11 protein-coding genes are annotated in these 21,732 nt (G+C 40.9%); 5 read left to right on the top strand and 6 right to left on the bottom strand.

The window, feature by feature from the left end; translation table 11 throughout:
- Positions 1 to 17: 17 nt before the first annotated feature.
- The 4 genes from FBD94_RS18650 to FBD94_RS18635 form a co-directional block, all read right to left on the bottom strand.
- The gene (locus FBD94_RS18650; RefSeq protein WP_169472355.1) at positions 18 to 1,280 is read right to left on the bottom strand and encodes a DUF2264 domain-containing protein; all 1,263 of its coding nucleotides are present in this window, start codon (positions 1,278 to 1,280) and stop codon (positions 18 to 20) included.
- A gap of 22 nt (positions 1,281 to 1,302) precedes the next feature.
- Positions 1,303 to 3,519, bottom strand: coding sequence for a glycoside hydrolase family 3 C-terminal domain-containing protein (locus FBD94_RS18645; protein ID WP_169472354.1), 2,217 nt, complete (start codon positions 3,517 to 3,519; stop codon positions 1,303 to 1,305).
- A 91-nt stretch (positions 3,520 to 3,610) separates the two neighbouring features.
- Positions 3,611 to 5,275: a RagB/SusD family nutrient uptake outer membrane protein gene (locus FBD94_RS18640; protein ID WP_136881327.1), complete on the bottom strand. Its 1,665-nt coding sequence runs from the start codon at positions 5,273 to 5,275 to the stop codon at positions 3,611 to 3,613.
- A gap of 16 nt (positions 5,276 to 5,291) precedes the next feature.
- Complete coding sequence (locus FBD94_RS18635; protein ID WP_136881326.1) at positions 5,292 to 8,459, bottom strand: SusC/RagA family TonB-linked outer membrane protein; 3,168 nt, start codon at positions 8,457 to 8,459, stop codon at positions 5,292 to 5,294.
- A 358-nt stretch (positions 8,460 to 8,817) separates the two neighbouring features.
- On the opposite strand from FBD94_RS18635, the gene FBD94_RS18630 reads away from it, so the two are divergent.
- Both FBD94_RS18630 and FBD94_RS18625 read left to right on the top strand, forming a co-directional pair.
- On the top strand, positions 8,818 to 11,520 hold the full coding sequence (locus FBD94_RS18630; RefSeq protein ID WP_136881325.1) for a glycoside hydrolase domain-containing protein: 2,703 nt from the start codon (positions 8,818 to 8,820) through the stop codon (positions 11,518 to 11,520).
- Between the two features lie 19 nt (positions 11,521 to 11,539).
- The gene (locus FBD94_RS18625; protein ID WP_136881324.1) at positions 11,540 to 13,687 is read left to right on the top strand and encodes a right-handed parallel beta-helix repeat-containing protein; all 2,148 of its coding nucleotides are present in this window, start codon (positions 11,540 to 11,542) and stop codon (positions 13,685 to 13,687) included.
- Here the strand turns inward: FBD94_RS18625 and FBD94_RS18620 are convergent.
- Positions 13,684 to 14,760 carry a substrate-binding domain-containing protein gene (locus FBD94_RS18620; RefSeq protein ID WP_136881323.1) on the bottom strand — a complete coding sequence of 359 codons (1,077 nt, stop codon included), beginning with the start codon at positions 14,758 to 14,760 and terminating at the stop codon, positions 13,684 to 13,686. The two genes, FBD94_RS18625 and FBD94_RS18620, sit on opposite strands and share 4 nt — an antisense overlap.
- A gap of 354 nt (positions 14,761 to 15,114) precedes the next feature.
- Between FBD94_RS18620 and FBD94_RS18615 the strand changes: the two genes are divergently transcribed.
- Genes FBD94_RS18615 through gluP form a run of 3 tightly spaced genes read left to right on the top strand, consistent with a single transcriptional unit; the run spans position 15,115 to position 20,468 of the window.
- Positions 15,115 to 18,255: a DUF5107 domain-containing protein gene (locus FBD94_RS18615; RefSeq protein ID WP_169472353.1), complete on the top strand. Its 3,141-nt coding sequence runs from the start codon at positions 15,115 to 15,117 to the stop codon at positions 18,253 to 18,255.
- 28 nt (positions 18,256 to 18,283) lie between these two features.
- Positions 18,284 to 19,183 (top strand): phytanoyl-CoA dioxygenase family protein, encoded by a 900-nt coding sequence (locus FBD94_RS18610; RefSeq protein ID WP_136881321.1) that lies wholly within the window; start codon positions 18,284 to 18,286, stop codon positions 19,181 to 19,183.
- Between the two features lie 10 nt (positions 19,184 to 19,193).
- The gene (gene gluP / locus FBD94_RS18605; RefSeq protein ID WP_136881320.1) at positions 19,194 to 20,468 is read left to right on the top strand and encodes a glucose/galactose MFS transporter; all 1,275 of its coding nucleotides are present in this window, start codon (positions 19,194 to 19,196) and stop codon (positions 20,466 to 20,468) included.
- Between the two features lie 21 nt (positions 20,469 to 20,489).
- Here gluP and FBD94_RS18600 read toward each other — a convergent pair whose 3' ends face one another.
- Entirely contained in the window at positions 20,490 to 21,680 is a 1,191-nt protein-coding gene (locus tag FBD94_RS18600; RefSeq protein ID WP_136881345.1) for a BaiN/RdsA family NAD(P)/FAD-dependent oxidoreductase, read from the bottom strand.
- Between the last annotated feature and the right edge of the window lie 52 nt (positions 21,681 to 21,732).

The following is a 21,732-nucleotide window of genomic DNA, read 5'->3' as shown; positions in this document are numbered from 1 at the left end:
TTTGCATAACTCGTTATTTAAGGAATTGAATGATCAGCTGGCATATTTACCCCGCCCCATATTTTCATAGCCGTCCATGGTTCCGGACTTGCTGTCCAGAACCTATCGTTTGCTGGTAAACCTAGTGGCAACAAGCCCACCGTGCATAAGTACAGACTTCCTGTAGACATGTAATATTCCCCCATATCAATCTGGTGCCCGCAAAAACCTATCGTTAGCCAACCGTTTTTATCAAATGTGCCTGGGGCCTCTATCATCCGTTTAATCACCAGAGACATGGCGCCCCTAACTTGTACCGGACTGATGAATGAGGGCAGTTTGTCCATTAAGGTAATCTGGGCAAGACCCTGTAATGCACCAAATCGGTACACCAACGACCTACCCACCGGCGGAAACGTACCTTCAGGAGATATAGACCTTTCCTGAATATCTGCATACCTCACAGCTCTTTTTAAAATGGTATCGTATACCTCCGATTTTTCAAGCCCTTTATCAACCATTGTTTTTACAATATCAATAAGCATGGGGTGTATTACATAGCTATTATAGTAATCGAAATGAAACTTCGGCCCATCGCCATATATACCATCACCCTTATACCATTCTTCTAGTTTTTTAATAGCATAATCTATCCGGACCACATCCGCACCTTCATCAATGCGCATCAGAAAACTTTCTATCATTGCCGTAAAAAGGAGCCAGTTGTTATAGGTGGGCTTGATGTTACGTGTTGACTTAAGCGCATTGATCACATCGCTTTTCGTTTTAGCGGATAAGGGTTCCCAAAGTTCTTTAGGTGCCCTTATCAGGGCTTGCGCTAAAAAAGAGGCATCTACCAGTGCTTGTTCATATTTTTGAGAAGTAAACTGCATGAAGTCTGGCGACATGGGGTCGACAGCATTAGCTAGGCTTTTGCGAGCCAGTAAAATGTACTTTCCTCTTAACTTTCCTTCTTCTGTTTCATCAGCTCCAAGTTCGAGCCATGGAGCCATTCCTGCCATTAGTCGGCCAAATGCTTCCAGATAAGTTACAGTTCTGCGATCGTAAGTGCTAGCCGGATTTACCTCAACCGGCATATTCTTTTTAAGTGTCCCCTCACTTAAGTTGTTTAAGACAGGCGCAGCGATCCGGGTCATTACATTTACCCAATATTTTCTGTCCTCTGGATTTTGACTTCCATTATATGGTTTCTGAGCAGCCACTTCAACAGCAGTAGCATTTAACCCTATCCCCAGCAGTGCCGTAGAAGGTATTAAAGATAAAAAGTGCCGTCTATACATATTTAAAGCTTTAAATTGTCATTTAGTGAACTAGCTGCAACTTAATTGTTTTGAGTTCCTCAGAATTTGGCCCCATCATTACAGTGAAACTACCTGGTTCTGTGATCCATTTACCATCTTTCCAGAATTCTAGCGCGCGCGAAGAAATCGGTAGAGACACTTTTTGAGTTTCGCCGGGACGTAGACTGATGCGCTTAAATCCTTTTAATTCTTTAATTGGACGTGCCAGTGAAGAAATGTCATCACGAAGGTAAAGCTGTACAATTTCGTCGCCCGCCATTTTACCAGTATTGGTGACTTCAACCTCTGCAAAAATGCTTTCATTGGCTTTCATATTGGATTTGGACAGTTTTACTTCCCCATACTTAAATTGCGTATAGCTTAATCCATAGCCAAATGGATAAGTAGCACCTTCAACAGTACCCCACATCATTCTTGGTCTACCTGGAATTAAAGTATTGTAAAATGCAGGAACCTGTCCTACATTACGAGGAAAAGTAACAGTTAGTTTTCCAGATGGGTTGATGTCGCCAAATATGGCTTCTGCGATAACAGTACCTGTTTCCTGACCAAGAAACCAACCGTCTAATATAGCTGGAACATGATCTTTGGCCCACTGGATGGCAGCCGGTCGACCGTGCAATAAAACCAGCACTACCGGTTTGCCAGTAGCCATAATGGCTTGCATCAACTTATCCTGGTCGCCCGGTAAAGAGATATCATCCCGATCTACATTTTCCATAACGGTTTTATCGTCATCTCCCAATACCAGAATGCACACATCAGCCTCTTTGGCAATAGCAACCGCTTCTGCGATCTGCACGTCTTTAGGATGCTGTATATCGGTACCTTTTGCATACAATACCTGTGCATTTTTGCCGACTGCTTTTTCAATCCCTTGTTTTACAGTGATGAAATGTTTAGGCTGCTGGGTTGAATAAGTTCCTAACCTGATGGTATCGGCATTAGGACCTATTACAGCTATCTTTTTGAACTGACTTTTTTTAAAGGGCAACAAGTTGTTATTCTTTAACAGAATAAGACTTTTTCGAGCAGCTTCAAGTGCCAACGCATCATGTGCAGGATTGTTTAATACAGTTTTATAGTTTGACCTGGGACTGGATAATGAACCATCAATCTGCGAAAAAAACACATCGGCATTTACATCCGCATCTTTTGTGCCTTTCTGCAATTCGGTCATTTCTTTACCCAAAGGATTTTCTTCTTCATCAAGGTGTAAGGCGATTTTAAATTCCAGCACCTTCCTAACGGCATCGTCCAGTAGTTTTACAGGTACTTCTCCGCTTTTAACCGCCGCAACCAACGGTGGGCCGTACATTCTTTTATCCGCCCAGGTCTGTTTAAAAGCCAGCTCGGTATGTACACCTGCTTCGAGTGCTTTTCTGATTGTTTCTTCCCTAGTTTCAGTAGCAAACAAACGGTCTTGCACCCACCTCAGGTCATTGTTATCAGAAACACCCAATCCATTAAAACCATATTCTTTTCTAAACACATCGTTTAAAGTATAAGTATTGATATGACAAGGCACACCATTTAAGGTATGATGGGCAGGCATAACCGAACCTACCTGTGCCTCTTCTACCGCAGCCCGAAAAGGTGGAAGATGAACTTCATGTAAACTGCGGAGAGAAATTTCGACCGCAGCACCGTTAGCACCTAGCAAAGGCTCACTGTCAGCAACAAAATGTTTGGCCGTTGCCACTACCCGATCTTTACCGAAACGATCCTTGCCCCGCCCCTGCAGGCCATTGATAAAAGCCACACCAATCTTACTCACCAGATAGGCATCTTCAGCGTAGCCTTCTTCAAAACGACCCCAACGGGCATCACGCAACACACCGAGCATTGGGGTATAACAATGATGAATACCTAAAGCCCGCGCCTCTTTTGCGATCACTGTAGAAACCCTTTCTACCAATGAGGGGTCCCATGAACTGGCTATTGATATCGCTTGTGGAAAGGAAGTAGTTCCGGCAGCAACTACACCGTGTAGGCATTCGCCGGCCTGCATATGAGGAATATTTAGTCGCTTATTGGCATTTGGGTAAAACGATGCAAGTTGGTGTGCTTTTTCCTCTAAAGTCATTTTGCTCAGCAGCACTTCAACCTTTTGTCTTTCCTGTTGTGTTAACGGAATGTAACCGCTTTTTTCTTGTGCATGTGCATTTAAAAGCTGCAGAGCGGTAGAGAAGAATAATACAAATTTAATTAACCTCATAAGCATTTAGTTGGTACCTGGATTTCGAAAAAAGAATAAACTGCGCAGGAATTCACCTGCACAGTTCGGATTTGTGCGTATTTAGAAAAAATTAATAACCTGGGTTGTTCGGCATTTTAGCGCCCACGTTCAGGTCAATTGCGGCTTGCGGAATTGGCATCAAGTTATTGTTTAGCGATACAGATGCTCCAGATGCGGGATTACCAAATCTTTTGGTCCTGTCATAAAGCAGACCGAGACGGGTTAGTGTCAGCATTCTGAATTCCTCTCCAAATAATTCCCGGGCACGTTCATCCAGAATATAGTCAATTGTAACATTAGCTGGATTGGTCAGTAATGTTGCTTTTGCACGGTCTCTTACCACATTTAAATCTGCCATCGCTAAGTCAGTTCTTGATTTACCTAGATAAGCTTCAGCTCTTAATAAATAAGTTTCCGGAAGACGCGCTACATAGAAATCTCTCACATAGCCATTATCAGGTAATCCACCAATATGTCTGTCTGTTCCGAACTTTGCCCAGTTAGGATAGACATATAACATTGTATCTTCACGAGTAGTCAGGAAAGATTTTGGGATCAATTGCCCTGGGTTAAATGCGGGATTCACGGTCTTAATATTTGGACCAAAATAGAATTTGCGCTTGATATTGGTTTCATTCGTTCTCATGTCGGTTCCGGCATTTTTCCAGATATCATAGATCGTATAATTCGTGGGCCTTACGAAAGCTACGCCACGTCCGGTAGAATCATGCGCCACATTTGTATAACCAGACTTAATCAGTGCCCAAGGTTGGGACCACATCATCCGCTCTATTAAGGGCCTGGTAAAACCAGTAACACCACCCGGTATTACTCCACCTGTCGGAGTAACCTCAAATTGAGCCACCAACAGTCCCTCCGTATTACCGGTCTGTCTATTCTGATTCCCCATGGCAAAAAGGTCATAGTAATAATCTTTATTTATATCATATATGGCCGAAGTATTTCTTGACCCAAAACGCGCTTTTACCAACGCATAACTACCATCAGTACCGTCAATAACTCTTGTTGCCGCAGCAATTGCGCCGTCATAATCTTTCAAAGAAATATTTACTTCAGCAAGAAAATGATCCGCAGCAGCACGTGTTACCCGTCCGATCACAGTAGTGGTTAAGGGTAAATTTAACCTTGCATATTCCAGATCAGCTTTAGCAAAGGCCCAGCATTCTTGCCGCGTTGCTCTTACAAAATCAACTTTAGGAGTAGTTACCGCCTCTGGTACAATAGGCACTCCCCCGTATGCATTAGCCAGATTACGGTAGGCAAAACCTCTGAAAAATCGACCTTCAGCAATTGTGGCAGCCTTCTCTGCTTCGCTTGCCCATACGACCTTAGGATTTGATGCAGCACCAATTAATGTATTGGCTACCTTTATATTGTCATACATCAGATTGAAGAAATCTGTGGCAAACTCTTCCTGTGCATTAACCAATCCCCAGTTATTAAACTTAACCGAATTATCTCGCGGATCAAACATGACATCAGTTCCGAGACCAAGGACAAATGCCTCATGGGTCTGATCTTTTGAAGAATATAAAAGTTGTAGATTTTTGTAGAATGTAGCACTTAAGCCGTCAAACTGAGCCTTGCTGGTAAAAGCCCCCGCAATAGTCAACTTGTCTTTCGGTTCTTCTCTTAAAAATTCATTATCCTTGCAGGAAGCGATCATTAACGAACCTGCTGCCAAGATGGCGAGTATATTTTTATATGATTTCATAATTTGTCTTATTTAATTAAAAGCCCACATTTAAACCAAATGAAACAGTACGCATTAATGGCAGTGAGGTATTGACAGTACTGCTAGATGAACCACCGTTACCTCCGATTTGAGCACCATTTGCCGGATCCAATCCGGTCCAACCAGTTAACGTAATCAGGTTGGTGCCACTTACAAAAACTTTCAGGTCATTCACCTTCAATTTTTCTGTGATCGGTTTAGGAAAAGTGTAGCTTAATGACGCATTTTGTAATCTTGCAAAAGTTCTTGACTGATAAAAACCATATCCATAGGGATTTGAATAATTAGGCCTTGGATTTTTATTACTTTCTCTATCCGGCATCCAATATTCGTCATTTAACCAATTAGCCTGAGTAGGTAAGGTTTGCCCGGGATTTAATCCTCTTAAATTAGTAGAAGAGAAAAAGTTATTCTTTCCACCCCCAACTATAGAGTTGATGCTAAAATACAACTGAAAATTCTTGTACATGAACGTATTAGAGATGTTAAAATTAAAATTCTCTTTTCCGTAACCTATTATTGAACGGTCTTTAGGGTCAATCACACCATCATTATTTAAATCACGGATTTTCAGGTCACCAGGAGCAAAAATATTGACACCAGATTGGGTTTTATATTTATTCATATACTCCGTATCTGAACTTTGAACAATACCGTCTACAGTATAATCATAATTAGCCCCTAAAGATTTTCCAATGAATAAACTTAGGCCAACATTATCATCTTCTATACCATTGCCGTCAACATCAGTTCCATAAAGATGAACAAGTTTATTTCTATTCATCCAGAAGCTTAAACCAGATTGCCATTTGAATCCACCTTCAGATTTAATATTTACGGTATTTACGGTGATCTCTATCCCTTTATTTTGTACCTCGCCCATATTGGCATTTACTTTACTGAAGCCGGTAAAGACTGGAAGCCCCCGAACCAGCAGTTGATCCGTTGTTTTACTTTTATACACATCAATATTTCCTGATACCCTGTTATCGAATAAGCTAAAATCCAACCCAAAGTTCAACGCTGCTGTTTTTTCCCAGGTGAGTATTTCATTAGCTAAGGTAGATGGGGTCATGTATGCTGTACTTGTGCTTCCGAATACAGTAAAGCCTGGATCAACAAGTGCCTGAGTAGCTAAGGGAGCAATTCCTTGATTCCCCGTATTCCCATAGGAAATCCTAGCCTTCAGATAATTAACAAATTTTAGCGACTTCATAAATCCCTCTTCACTTAAAGCCCATGCCACAGATCCTCCGGGAAACCATCCAAATTTATGTCCCTCTGCAAAAGCTGAAAAGCCGTCCCTGCGTACATTTAACGTAGCATAGTATTTTTGTGCATAATTATAATTTAACCTGCCTATATACCCTACATTGGCATATCCCCCATTTCTTGTATATCCGGTTTTAGTAGTCGCAAATTCCAGCCCGTTATAACTTAATGCGGTAGTCCCGGCATTTGTAAAATCAAGACCATTTAAACGAACAGTCTCACTCTGGTAACTCTCCCGCGTATACCCCAGTAATGCGTCAATGTTATGCTGACCAAAAGAGCGTGTGTAAGACAATAAATTGTTAATTAGCCAACTGGAAGACACTTCATTATCTTTAAATCCGCTTGTTTTGTTTAAAAACTGTGTAGGGTTTGCAATTTGTGCAGGGACTAAAGTATTCACTTCCGCACCTTCATGGTGGAAATTGGCAAGATCCGATGTAGATTTCCTTCCTGTTACGTCGAAACGGTAATTCAATCCTTTAATAAAAGGAACCTTTATATTTAGAAAACCTGTTCCCTGGATGCTATAAGATCTTTCCAGATTATCGTCATACACGCCCCTGGTAAGTTCAGTATTATTGCCCCACAATGGATTAAACAATGAAGTATTACCTGCCGGATACCTTTGTAACAAATCTCCTTCTCTTCCTTCAACATACTTGTAACTGTAAGGCGACATATATGTGGCCATATATAGACCTGGCGAATAACCCGAATAATCCAGAGATGAATAATATCCATTCACACCATATGAAAGCCAATCAGTAATGTTATTTTCCAGTTTAACAGTGAAATTAGGCTTTTTGAAAGAATCATTATACATTACACCCTTCTGATTCAGATATCCTCCGGAAAAATAATAATTCAGGTTATTTGTTTTGCCCGAAACACTTAACTGGTAATTCCCAATAGGCGCATATTGGCTAACCTCGTCCATCCAATCCAGTTCATGACCTTCATTATATGCTTTAAGCTCCAAAGGACTAAGCACCTTAGTGATATCTGATATATCAGTACCACGAATAGACAAATTATCCTTTCTCCATTGTAAAAAATCCTCACCTTTACGCATTTCGGGCACTCGAGTCCAGTTTTGAATGCCATAATAAGTACTAAAATTAATTGTTGGCTTATCCGTCCTTCCACGTTTAGTCGTAATGAGCACAACCCCATTTGCTGATCTTGAACCATAAATAGCCGCTGAACTTGCATCTTTTAAGATATCGTAAGTGGCGATATCATTCATATTGATGTCATTCAGGTTTCCGTTAAAAATAACTCCATCAAGAACAATTAATGGCGAAATATTTGCATTGATAGAGTTCTGCCCCCTAACCACAATGTTTGGTGTTGCACCAGCACTGGTTGAGGGACCAATATTAATACCAGCCGTCCCCTGCATAGCTTCTAAGGGATTTATAAAAGGAACAGCAGATTTTGGACTGTCCTCTAATCTGATTGTAGTGATTGCACCGGTTACATCCTTCCGTTTCTGAGTACCATAACCAATTACAACCACATCATTTAGCTGATTAAGTGAAGAAGCAAGCGTAATGTTGATTTTTGTTCGGTTGTTTATCTTTATCTCCTGACTCACATAACCGATAAAACTAAAGGTAAGTGTGGCATTACTTTCTGTCTTTAGTGTATAATTTCCGTTTGCATCAGTCACCGCTCCCCCACCTGCCGAGCTTTTAATCGTTGCACCAATAATGGCCTCACCATTTGAATCCACAACCTTTCCGGTGATGGTAATTGGTGCCAGCATTCCTTTCGCGGTAACAGCATCACCGGTGCAAACCAGTAAGACTATAAAAACAGAAGCAAGCAACGTTTTTGCAACCCTTAGACTTAAAAGGTTACATTTTTTGAGTTTGAGTTTGATCATACTTCAAGGTTTTAGATTGATTAATCTTTCTATTTGGTTATTGTTGTATTTCCACAGGACCACTCGTCTGGTCTTGGTTCGTGGAAAAAATTGGCACTCAGATCGAAAGTGTGCGAACACACAGTCACCCCCTCATGCTTACACAAACATAATAAATTATTAATGTGTGCGAACACAATTTTGAAAATATTTTTTATTAACGGTTTTTTGTTGTTATGTTTGGTTATTGCGTTTCTATTTTCAGCAACAACCGGAAGGAAGAAAAGAAGAATATACAATCTACCTCTAAACCACCTGAAAAGCACAAACCATAACAACCAGATATAAACCACCGATTTGTTTTAATAAATCAACTTGTATGAAAAAATCACTATTCCTTTCTCTGATGCTAATTGCCCCCATTGTGTACGGACAAAACAAGGACAAACTTCTTCATGCTATAGATGTAGATGCCATACGGGAAACAAAACTCACTGGATATATAGGATTAGGACCAACCATAATGTCGAAACCCGCAAAAACGGAACAAGTAAATAGCTTATTAAGGAAATTTCCCGCGAAAGCATATTTTACTTTTCCTGAAAGCAGGGAAAATCCAATCAGGTTACTGGACAGCCTTCCTGAAAAATGGACAAACTATTCCGCAACAGAACTTGTGTCATTTAAGGGCAGCGCTCAGCCAGGAGAATATTACGTCTTCCAAATCGGACTATATGCTCCTACTCAGCCCTTAAAAAATATAAAAGTCCGCTTTTCTCCACTAAGTAATAGCAAGGGTCAATCGATACAAGATGTCACTTGTTTCAATAGCGGTGGAATCTCTTTCAAAGGTGAACCTTTTTCAAAAGCACTACAGGCGCAAGCAAAAACAGTATTACCATTATGGTTTGGGATTCAAGTACCCGAAGATTTCAAGGGAACATACAAAGGCATAGTTGAAATTTCAGCAGCAGGAAAACCCAGCACAACAGTACATGTATCAATTGATGTAAATGGAGACATCATTGCAAATCATGGATATAATGATGAAACCAAGCTATCGCGGTTAGCCTGGCTAAATACAAAAGTTGCCCTCGACAATGGTATAACCAATGGCTTTAAACAGGTTGACAGGGCACAAAAAACAATTTCTATACTGGGTAGAACCATAAAACTGACCGATCAAGGCCTACCAATGGACATTCAGACTTATTTTGATAAGAACAATGAACTGATCCTTCCTAAGGGTGAACCAATCATTGCCGCAGCTATCCAGTTTATTGTAACACAGAAAGGCAAAGACCTGCCCCTTAAAGCAAGTCCATTAAAGTTTGAAGATCACTTCCCCGCATCTACACGGTGGGAAACCACATTAACGAATGGCGACATCAGCATTTTAGTGAAGGGCCGTGCAGATTACGATGGTTTTATCGGTTATAGCGCTACAGTCAGCGCATCACGAGATATTCCAGTTGATGACATCAGACTACAGATACCTATGCGTCCAGAAAAGGCAACCTATATGATGGGGCTTGACAAAGACGGTGGTTTTAGTCCGAAAGAATGGAAATGGAAATGGGATGTAATTGAAAAACACCAGGATGAGGTATGGATGGGCGCAGTAAACGGAGGTCTTAAAGTAAAATTAAAGGGCAAAAACTATCAGAGACAACTGGTTAACTTGTACTATCCATTTGGACCACTACATGAACCCGAATCCTGGGGAAACAACCACAAAGGCGGTGTAGATATCTATCATCAGGATAAAACAGTAATGATCAAGGCTTATTCTGGTCAGCGTGTTTTAAAAAAGGGTGAAACCTATCAATTTGATGCTGAATTCCTGGTAACTCCGTTTAAACTGATCAATAAAGACATCCAGTTTAACGACCGCTATTATCATTCTGATATTGACACCACCAGCAACACCATCAAATTAGCAGTAGAACATGGTGCCAACATCATCAATGTACACCATAAAAAAGATATTTATCCATTTCTGGATTATCCTTTTGCGAATGACAATGTGCCAGACCTAAAAGCTTTTATAGACAGTACACATACAAAAGGAATAAAAACAAAGATCTACTACACCACTCGTGAGATCAGTGTAAATGCACCCGAATTGTGGACCATGCGCGCATTGGGTGATGAGATCATTTATCCCGGACCTGGTATGGCAACCAGAACCCTGGTAAACCCAAATGGCGTACACCCCTGGCTGGGGCAAAATCTAAAAAAAGATTTCATACCAGGCTGGGTAGCCACATTTACCTCCGGAAAATATAAAGGAAGGCAGGATTTGGCAGTACTCACAAGACCGGATTCCCGATTAAACAACTTCTTCCTGGGTGGGCTCGAATGGATGTGTAAAGAACTAAACATTGACGGGATCTACATGGATGATCTGGCATTGGATCGTGAAACAATGCAAAGAACCCGTAAAATTCTGGAAAGAGATAGGCCCGGTGCTAAAATTGACATGCACACCTGGAACCATTTCAACAAGTACGCTAAATGGGCATCCTCCCTAAATCTGTATATGGATATGCTACCTTATATTGACCATTTATGGGTTGGTGAAGCAAGGGATTACGACCGCTCATCAGACTATTGGCTCATAGAAGTTAGCGGCCTGCCTTTCGGCCTTTCTTCACAAATGTTAAATAAAGGCGGAAATCCATGGCGCGGAATGGTATTTGGCATTACCAATAGATTAGGTTGGTTCAAAGCAAAAACGCCAGAACACATCTGGAAATTCTGGGATGACTACCACATAGAAAGAAAGCAAATGATTGGTTTCTGGAACAATGAAATCCCTGTTAAAACCAACAACAACAAGACTGAAGCGACCATTTTTAAGGGTAAAGACGAGGTGATTATTGCCTTGGCAAACTGGACAGCAGAACCACAAAAATGTAAGCTAAACATAGACTGGAATGCGCTTGGTTTCTCAGAAAATGAAGTAACAGCTGAAATACCTGAAATTATTGAATTCCAGTCGGCCAAAAAAATTGACATTAAAAACGAGATCAGTCTGGAAGGAGAAAAAGGATTCCTTATTGTCCTGAAGAGAAAATAGCAATTAAATACGTTTACTGATGAGAAAGACACTTACAGGCTTACTGCTTTTAAACATGGCTATCACCATATCGGGATTTGCCCAGCAGCAGATTGAAATATATGTATCCCCGAATGGCAAACCTAATGCTAGAGGAAAAATTAAGAGCCCGGTAGCTACGCTTGAAAAAGCAATAGCATTGGCCGATAAACAAAGTAAGAAAAAGAAAATACCTGTAGCGATCATTTTACGAGCTGGTGTGTATCCACTTTCTTCAACCTTGGAAATCGTAAAAGGTAAAACATGGAACTCAGGAATGCCGCTTACCATAAAATCTTACGACAACGAAAAGGCAATTGTTCATGGTGGTAGGGTTGTTCCCATGAACTTAATCAACCCTATATCTGATGAGGGATTTCTGAACCGTTTCTTACCTGAAGTAAAAGATAAAATCAGGCAAGTATCACTAACAGCTGCGGGCATACACAATATCGGAAAATTAAGAATGATTGGCTTTACAAGAGGTTATGCGCCTGCCCCATTAGAGATATTCGCCAACGATCAACCAGGCACAATAGCGAGATGGCCAAATAAAGGAAGTATACCTATCCACACGGTATTGGACACTGGATCTATCTCAAGATGGGGAGATTCCACCAACCGGGGCGGTGTATTTACCTACAAAGACATTAATCGACCATCTAAATGGAAACAGCCTGATCAAGCATGGATCTCAGGTTTTTTCCGATGGGGATATGCGGAAGATGCCCTTCCTTTAAAGAGTATTGACACCGTAAACAAAACAATTTCCTCGCTTAAACCCCATCCCTATGGCTTTGCCACCGGCAAGCCATGGAGATCCTGGTACGCCTATAACCTACCAGAAGAGATTGACCTTCCGGGAGAATATTATGTAGATGCAGCGACTAAAACCCTTTACTTTTTACCACCTGCAAACCTGGAAAAACTCGAAATATCAGAACTGGAAACGCCCATGTTTGCTATTGAGGATGTGCAAAATGTGAACATCAAGAACCTTAGCTTCACCTGTAGCAGGGGAATTGGCATCACCATGGAACGAACTGAAAACGTAGTCATTGACGGCTGCAAGTTTACCAACCTTGGCCTTGTTGCTGTTTTTATGGGCAAAGGGGTGGAATTGGAGTCGGACAGTCTAAGCGTATACGCCGTAAAACCAGCATCCAGACAAATAGGTAGTCTTTTCCAATATGTTTATGAAAATACCGTATTCAACCGCGAAGCCGGAAAAAACAATGGAATCATCAATTCCGAAGCCTACAATATGGGCTCCGGTTGCTTCTTGATCAGCGGCGGCGACCGGCTGACACTAGAGCCAGGAAATAACTACATAAAAAACTGCAGTGCACACGACTATAACCGACTTGAACGGACCTACAGACCTGGAATATGGGTTACTGGTGTCGGCAATTCTGTTTCTAACTGTGAAATCTATAATGCACCATCTTTTGGTCTGACCTTACACGGTAACAATCACCTCGTAGAATACAATAACCTTCATCATATCGTCATGGATTCTGATGATATGGGCGCATTATATTACGGCCGTAATCCATCAGAAAGAGGGCACATCGTACGCTATAACTATTTTCACCATATCGGCGGTGTGCATAAAACGATGGCCGTTTACCATGATGATGGTGCTTGTGGCATGGAAGTCTACGGTAATGTGTTCTATAAAGCCGGTACAGTTGCAGGTTTCATTGGCGGTGGTAGAGACAATTCCTACCATAATAACATTTTCATTGAAACGCCCTATGTCGCACATATTGACGACCGCCTGAAACATTGGGCTAAAGCAATGCTGATAAAAGACGGCACATTCCAAAAAAGATTAGAAGCCGTAAACTACAAAAAACCACCCTACGCTATCCAATACCCACAATTACCGAATTACTTTGAAGACGATCCAGAACTACCAAAACGAAATCCATTCTCAAAAAACCTATTTGTTAAAATCGGAAAAAGAGTAGAAGGAAAAGCAAGTTTCCTCCCTTTTATGGACAACAACTACGAGACCACTGAAGACCCAGGATTTGAAGATTACACTAAAGAAAACTTTAAACTGAGAAAAGATGCCGCGGTATGGCAAAAAATCCCGGGCTTCATAGACATTCCATTTGAAAAGATAGGCTACAAGAATCTTTAAAACCTATTGTATAACATAGAATCTTCAATATAATAGTTCAGGTTTTCTTTAGTCACAATATCCAATGGAAGGAATTTTATGGCAGAAATCTCCTTTTTAAACACCAGGTGGTTTACCAGCTGATTGATACCCCAATACCCCTGACCTAAAGGATTTTGATTAATTAAAAAGCTGATCGCTCCTTTATTCAGGTAATGCAGATTCTGAGGAATAAGGTCATACCCAACTATTCTGATGTGATTTATGAATTTCTGTTCAAAATATTTGGCTATTTCAAAAGCTTTGGAAGTCGTTACAAAACAGAATTGTAGTTGTGGATTACTTTCAAATATGGAATCCAGTTGTTCTACAAACATCGCATAGTTCCTGAGATTTAACTCCGCTTTGATGATCTCATATTGATGATCAAGATTATTCTGAATAAAGTAATTCCTTAATCCTTGCTCTTTCTTGGTAAGGTGCGCAGAATTACTGATCTCTTCATCAATATGAGCGATTAATATGGATGAGCCCTGTGGTTGTCCGTAATGAATCAATTTGCCAGCTACTTGTCCGCTCTGATAAGAATCCTGACCGATGTAACTAAGCGGATCAAACTCGGCAATCTGCGTATTGAACAACACAAAAGGTATTTCCTGTTTTTTCCATGCTTCAAAAAATGGAAGTACTTCACGGTAAAACATTGGCGCCAATAAGATCCCATCCGGATTTAACTTACTCGCCTCTTCTGCCTTCTTGACAAATGAAGTAGCATCATAAGGATTGAACATACACAGCGTTACTTTTACCCCATATTGCCTTGCTTCCTTAGCCGCCTTTTGGATACCTGCCTTTGGATCGAGCCAATAGGCATCATACCGCGGATCACCAATCAGTGCAACAAAATGATATTCCTTTTTAGTTCCAAGCGCACGAGCCATCAAGTTAGGCTCATAATTCATCTCCTCTATAATCTTGAGAATCCGTTCTTTTACTTTTTCTGAAACATTCCCCCGATCGTGCAATACCCGATCAACAGTACCTGCAGATACCTTTGCTTTGGCGGCTATATCCTTAATACGGATGTTCTTCATTTCCTTGTTGTATTTTATAATATAGTTGAGCGCATTAATTATTTCTGATTTTACTCAGCCGAATTCCAGAATTAGGCTGTAGCCAGAGTTCCAAAAAAAATTTAACAAATGTATCTAATTAGTTCGTAACATAATTAAAAATAAAAAGCATTTTTTTTAAATCGACACGCTCCGATATTAAAATGTATACGCATTACAATTAAAACTAATTATATCGCTTATTTAGATATAAAACACATTGTGTCCGCACACATTTTTTATTATAAACCTTGTTTCTTAATTATTTCTTAGTTAAGTTTGATCATACCAAATATGCTGAGTTTACATGCAGCCCTGCTCTACCAAGACAAGCAAATGAAAGACATCAAAACTATTGAAAAAGCCAACATCAGGAAGAAGCTGATCACACTTAAAACCTATCCTTACTCAGACCCGAGCCCTATTCCTGAGTTTGGCCGGTTATACCCATATAACAGGTTTGATGGCTATACCACAAAGGGGGCAGATCAGGCTTGGGAAATGATTGTATTGGAAAACGCTTACATAAAGTTGTGGGTAAATCCATCTGTTGGTGGTAAAATATGGGGTGCTATAGAAAAGTCCACAGGAAAAGAATTCATTTACTTCAATCATACTGCAAAATTCAGAGATGTCGCCATGAGGGGTCCCTGGACTTCGGGTGGGATGGAGATTAATATGGGAATTATTGGGCATACCCCCTCCTGCTCGGCTCCAGTCGACTACAAAATGGTTGAAAATGAAGATGGCAGCGTGAGCTGTTTTATTGGCGCTACAGACTGGCCATCAAGGACTGAATGGCGTGTTGAAATTAAATTAGAAAAGGATGCGGCATATTTTAGCACAAAAAGTTGGTGGCATAACAACAGCTGTCTGCCTCAATCCTATTACCAATGGAATAATGTTGGCATTAAAGCCTCAGGAAACCTGGAATACATATACCCGGGCCAACAACGCCTTGGACACGACGGCAGCCCTTTAAGCTGGCCAGAGGATGAAGAACAAAGGAAAATATCCTTTTATGAGCAAAATAACCACGGTGAATACAAATCCTATCATGTTATTGGCGCGTATACGGATTTCTGGGGTTGCTACTGGCACGACGACCAGTTTGGAATGGGACATTTTGCGCCTTACGATGAAAAACCAGGAAAAAAGATATGGATATGGGGACTCTCAAGATATGGAATGATATGGGAAGATCTGCTTACCGATCAAGACGGACAATACACTGAAGTACAAAGTGGTAGATTATTTAATCAAAGTGTTTCTGCCAGTTCTAAAACGCCATTTAAACACCGTTCGTTTTTACCCGCTACAACCGACAGCTGGGAAGAGCACTGGTTTCCTGTACAAAACTTAGGCGGACTCAGCTATGGAACCCCACAGTTATCCTTTTATTTATCACTCAAGGACGAGCATCAACAGATTCAGCTCTGTGCAAATAAACCACTGAACCATCAATTTAGAATTTTGCACCTGCAGCAAGAGATATTAAACCAGACCATTACACTGGCGACAATGCAATCCTGTACTTTTAACCTTCCTTACGCTGTAACACAAGCAGAACTGACTGTTTTACTAAATGATGAAATAATTTACAATGGCCCAGAACTGCACACTCCACTAAAAAGGCCTTCAAAAATTGATGAAGATTATAACTACGATTCAGTTCAAGCATCCTGTATTCAGGCAAAAGAATGGGAAAGGCAGCGCTTTTTTGACCGTTCTATAGCTCAATACAAACTTTGTCTGGAAAAAGACCCCTTTTTTACGGATGCATTGAATGGCCTCGCTGGACTTTATTTTAAACAGATGAGATTCGCAGAGGCCCTTGTACTACTCAGGAAGTCCCTATCTGTAGACACGTACGATCCAGAAGCAAATTATTTATATGGTCTGGTAAACGATAGGTTACAAAAAACGGCCGACGCAAAAGATGGCTTTTCAATAGCTAGCCAGTCCGTAGCATATAGGAATTCCGCACTTATTGAACTGGCTAAGTTACTGATGCGTGAAGGCCAGATTGAAAAGGCCTACTCTTATGTAAAAAAAGCGCGACAGTCAGATTCAGCGAATCTCCAATCCATATATTTAAGCATCATCATTAATAATTTGAAAGGTCATAAAGATAAAGCGATGCAATTCATTCAGCAGTTACTTCTTATAGACCCAATCAATTATCTGGCAAGATTTGAATTGCAAAAGGTTCAGAAATCTACTACTGAACCGCTCACCAGCAGCGAACTTCCTTACGAAACGTATATAGAGCTGGCTGCTTTTTATGCCAATTTAAACTTGCATCCCGATGCAGTTCTTATCCTCAATACCGCTCCGGAGTACCCAATGGTATACCTTTGGAAAGCCCATTTATATACGGCCCTGGATTTAGACAAACTAGCTAATCTGGCACTTGACCATGCTGCAGCTCTAAACGCCGACTTTGTTTTCCCCCATAGGGAAGAGGACATTGTTGTTTTGCGCGAGGCAGTTATCCGTCATACTTCCTGGAAATTTAAATACTTTCTGGCTTTGGCTTACATCCAGAATCTACAAAAAACTGAAGCCTTAAGCTTATTAGACAGTTGCGATTCAATCCCGGATTTCTATCCGTTTTATATAGTGAGGGCTAATTTAAGGGAAGAACTGGGGGTAAAAGGTACTTTAAGCGACCTTAAAAAAGCTTATCAGCTGACACCTGAAGAATGGAGAACCATCTTAAACCTTTCTAAATATTACGCAAACCATAGCGACTGGGCATCCGCATTGTCTATCACCCAAAAAGGATATAAACTTTATCCTGAAAATTACTATTTAGGCTTAAAGCTGGCAAGGTGTTTTATGCACACCAAAAAATTTGAACAAGGCATCTCGCTAATGAGCAATATGACGGTACTGCCTAATGAAGGTGCTTCGGCAGGTCGCAACAGCTGGCGGGATACCCAATTGCGCTGTGCATTTAATGCAATAACAACAAAAGACCTGGAAAAAGCAATCTTTCATATCCGAATGGCCAGAACCTGGCCAGAAAACATGGGGATTGGAAAACCTCATCATGTTGACGAACGACTTGAAGATTACATGGAACTCATTTGCCTTCCAGCTGAGGACAAAACGACACGCCAGAGATTGATTCAACGGATAGTAGATTACAGAACACACAATACCCCCATTCCCTACAGTTCACCAGATTTAATCAGCATTATATTAATGCAGGGAACAGGGAATATAGATACCATCTGCAAAATGTTAGACGAATGGCATGGACAAGATCCTGATGCTTTACCGCTAAAATGGAGTCTGGCTTTTTTATCTGGCAATCAGCAAGAAACAAACCTACTTTCCGAACAAAAAATGATTATCAAGGAAGTACTACCCTATGAGATTCCTTTCGAGGATAGGTCTTTCTACTTTATAAAAAAGCTACACAAAAGCGGATTACTCAATAAACACACCCATTTGCAAGCAATGAATTAACAGATTATTGGATTATAAAACCAGCAACATGAACACCGATCAACTTAAAGACCTATCATCCTACCATCATCCCGTTTCAGACTTTTTTAAATGGCCTAAGAACAAAACTGAATGGGAACAATACTTACTTAGTGATGAACAGATCAGCTTTTTTAAAGAGAATGGTTACCTGAGCGGTATTAAATTTTTAGAGGACTGGCAGGTAGATCAGCTCAATCATGACCTTATCCGCATCTCTGACCCCAATCTTCCGGATCACACCTTATTTCATCAGTTTTTCTCCAATGCTTCCACAGACCCTAATTCTGTATTATTCCATGCATTAGGCGCCTGGCGCATCACTCCTGCTTTTCATGACGTTTTATGGAACCCGGCATTTGTAATGGCCGCCAGCCAACTATTAGGCAATAATGCCGTGAGGTTCTGGCATGATCAGCTTTTTTGCAAACCAGCCAAACATGGTGGCGTTGTGGCCTGGCATCAGGATTATTCTTATTGGACACGTACCATTCCTCTGCAACACCTTACCTGCTGGGTAGCCCTAGATGACGCCACTACAGAAAATGGTTGCATGCACTATGTACCTAAAAGTCACCATTGGGGCTTACTGGAAAAACCAGAGCTAGCTGGAGAAATGGATGGCTTAATGGAATTTTTAACGGAGGAGCAAAAGGCTGCATTTAAGCCTATTCCCATTGAACTCGGAAAAGGTTACGGCACATTTCATCATCCCTTACTGATCCATGGCTCTTATGAAAATAAATCAGACAGATCAAGAAGTGCATTTGTGCTCAATATGTTCGCTGATGGCACCATTTCAGATACAGATAAAGAGCTAATGCCCGGAACCCCGCCTGTACCTAAAGGAGAAAAAATAAGCGGTCAGTATTTCCCTATATTGATAGATCCTAAAAAGGAATTACTTTAAATCAGATATTATGCCGATTGAAACTACAACCGCTATACAGCTTAATAATAAGCGTAGCCTTTCAATTCAAATAGGAACAATTGGTGCCTTCTTTTTTATTTTTGGGTTTATTACCTGGGTAAATGGGACGCTGATCCCCTATCTTAGAATAGCCTGCGAACTGGAAGAGTGGCAAGCCTATCTTGTTACTTTTGCTTTTTACATTTCTTATACGGTAATGGCCATTCCCTCAAGTAAACTACTAGAGCGTACGGGGATGGTGAAAGGAATGCGTATAGGATTGGCGATCATGGCAGCAGGTTGTGCACTATTTATTCCGGCTGCATTGATGCGTTATTACCCTATATTTTTACTTGCTTTATTTATAGTAGGCACGGGAACTACGCTGCTACAAACCGCAGTAAATCCTTACATCACCTTATTGGGCCCTGCAGAAAAAGCCGCGCAGCGGATCAGCATTATGGGAATCTGCAATAAATTTGCTGGTGTAATGGCTCCACTGATTTTAGGCGCAATCATCCTACGAAATTCAGATGGGCTAATCGAGGAACTTCAAAACATGGACAGCATTACCCGAAGCTTCCGTTTAGATGAGCTGGCACATGCAGTAATTATGCCTTATAGTATCCTTACCATCATCTTACTCCTTATTTCCTATGTAATCAAGTTTGCACATCTACCCGAAATAACAGCCTCATTGCCCGTTTCCGGAGAAAAAGATCTCTTACCGAAGCAATCTGCAAAAATGAGATTAAACTTTACGCTAGGCTTCATTGCTACATTTTCTACAGTTGGACTAGAAGTTATCGCCGGAGACACGATTGGAAATTATGGCATATACCATGGTCTGCCATTAAGCATCGCTAAAAACCTCACTTCCTATACCTTAGCCAGCACCATGATTGGCTACATACTTGGCGTATATGCCATACCGAGATACATTTCCCAGGAAAAAGCATTTACGTACTCCGCTTGGTTGGGAATAATTATCTCTATACTGGCTATATTTGCTCCCGGAACAGCATCCATTGTTTTCATTGCCTTACTTGGCCTAGCTAACGCATTATTGTGGCCTGCGATATGGCCACAGGCGCTAAAAGGCTTAAAAGGTAAAATGCTAAACAGGGGCTCAGCTATATTAATTATGGGAGTTGCAGGCGGGGCCATTATGCCCTTAGCTTATGGTGGTCTGGCACAATACGTCAACAACCAGTACGCTTATATTATTTTAATACCATGTTATCTATTTAACTTGTATTACAGCTTGCGCGGTCAGCGACAATAATATGAATAAGAAATCACCTCCCTATAGATTTTGTGCAATTACAAAGCCACTTGCCCAAGCCCATTGAAAGTTATAGCCACCTAGCCATCCGGTCACATCAACACATTCACCACCAAAATATAATCCGGGAACCTTTTTACATTCCAGCGTTTTAGATGACAGCTCATCGGTTGCTATTCCGCCCCGCATTACTTCGGCTTTATCGTAACCTTTATCACCCGCAGGCTTCACCTTAAACCGGTGTATAGTCTCTTCAATCAATTCCAGTTCAGACTTAGTTAAGCTAGCAACCTGTTTTTCAACGGGTAAATACTTGCCCAAAGCATCCGTAAACTTCTTCGCATAAAATCGGTTAAACAAGGTAGACAACAGTGTTTTTCCACTCTGTTGGCGTTCCGCATCAATTAACGCTGTAATATCTTGATGAGGCAACAAGTCTATATTAAACACCTCTCCTCTTTTCCAGTACGATGAGATTTGCAAAATTGCAGGTCCGCTTAAACCCCAATGGGTAAAGAGAATATTTTCTTCAAAGGCAATACGATCATTGCTCACCTCACAAAAAACACTATTTCCAGAAAGCTGCGCATACCATTCTTCGTCTTTTCCAGTTATAGTAAGTGGTACCAACGCTGGTACTGTTTCCACAATTTTCAACCCATGTTTCCTTGCAAAACGCAAGGCAAAATCGGTAGCGCCCATTTTTGGAATAGGCAAGCCCCCAGTGGCGATAACTAGTTTAGGAGCCGTTATTGTACGTGATTTACCTCCCTTTTCATATTTTATGGTAAAGCCATCAGTTAGGATTTCTATATCACTTACATCGGCATTGCAAATCAGCTGCTGTCCAAAATCTTCGCAAATTGAAGTAAAAACGGACACCACATCTTTGGCATTCTTTCCATCTGGAAACAACTGCCCAAGGGTTTTCTCTTTCCCATCGATGCCGTAAGTTTCGAAAAAGCTAATGGTATCAGCTACCGTCCACTGCGTAAATGCCGATTTAACAAAATGCTTATTTTCCGAAATAAACTGTTCATCGGTTGCGTACGTATTGGTATAATTACATCGTCCCCCACCAGAAATCAGGATCTTAGCTCCCGGCTGATCATTTTTTTCTAATAAAATCACCCGCTTCCCCAAGTATCCCGCCTGTACTGCACACATCAACCCACAAGCTCCGGCTCCAATAATTATAGCATCTACCTCCATCAATCCGTTTATAATTGTTATTTTTGTGCAAAATAAGCATAACTTTTTCATA

This window comes from Pedobacter hiemivivus (genome assembly GCF_005144565.1).
GTDB classification, from domain to species: Bacteria; Bacteroidota; Bacteroidia; order Sphingobacteriales; family Sphingobacteriaceae; genus Pedobacter; species Pedobacter hiemivivus.
This window is presented reverse-complemented; position numbering and strand designations above follow the sequence as displayed.

What these genes read in the sequence shown, in the direction of transcription:
- FBD94_RS18635 (WP_136881326.1), bottom strand. Translation starts at nt 8,459, where the DNA reads ATGATCAAACTCAAACTCAAAAAATGTAACCTTTTAAGTCTAAGGGTT.
- FBD94_RS18620 (WP_136881323.1), bottom strand. Translation starts at nt 14,760, where the DNA reads ATGAAGAACATCCGTATTAAGGATATAGCCGCCAAAGCAAAGGTATCT.
- FBD94_RS18610 (WP_136881321.1), top strand. Translation starts at nt 18,284, where the DNA reads ATGAACACCGATCAACTTAAAGACCTATCATCCTACCATCATCCCGTT.
- FBD94_RS18645 (WP_169472354.1), bottom strand. Translation starts at nt 3,519, where the DNA reads ATGAGGTTAATTAAATTTGTATTATTCTTCTCTACCGCTCTGCAGCTT.
- FBD94_RS18625 (WP_136881324.1), top strand. Translation starts at nt 11,540, where the DNA reads ATGAGAAAGACACTTACAGGCTTACTGCTTTTAAACATGGCTATCACC.
- FBD94_RS18630 (WP_136881325.1), top strand. Translation starts at nt 8,818, where the DNA reads ATGAAAAAATCACTATTCCTTTCTCTGATGCTAATTGCCCCCATTGTG.
- FBD94_RS18640 (WP_136881327.1), bottom strand. Translation starts at nt 5,275, where the DNA reads ATGAAATCATATAAAAATATACTCGCCATCTTGGCAGCAGGTTCGTTA.
- FBD94_RS18615 (WP_169472353.1), top strand. Translation starts at nt 15,115, where the DNA reads ATGAAAGACATCAAAACTATTGAAAAAGCCAACATCAGGAAGAAGCTG.
- gluP (WP_136881320.1), top strand. Translation starts at nt 19,194, where the DNA reads ATGCCGATTGAAACTACAACCGCTATACAGCTTAATAATAAGCGTAGC.
- FBD94_RS18600 (WP_136881345.1), bottom strand. Translation starts at nt 21,680, where the DNA reads ATGGAGGTAGATGCTATAATTATTGGAGCCGGAGCTTGTGGGTTGATG.
- FBD94_RS18650 (WP_169472355.1), bottom strand. Translation starts at nt 1,280, where the DNA reads ATGTATAGACGGCACTTTTTATCTTTAATACCTTCTACGGCACTGCTG.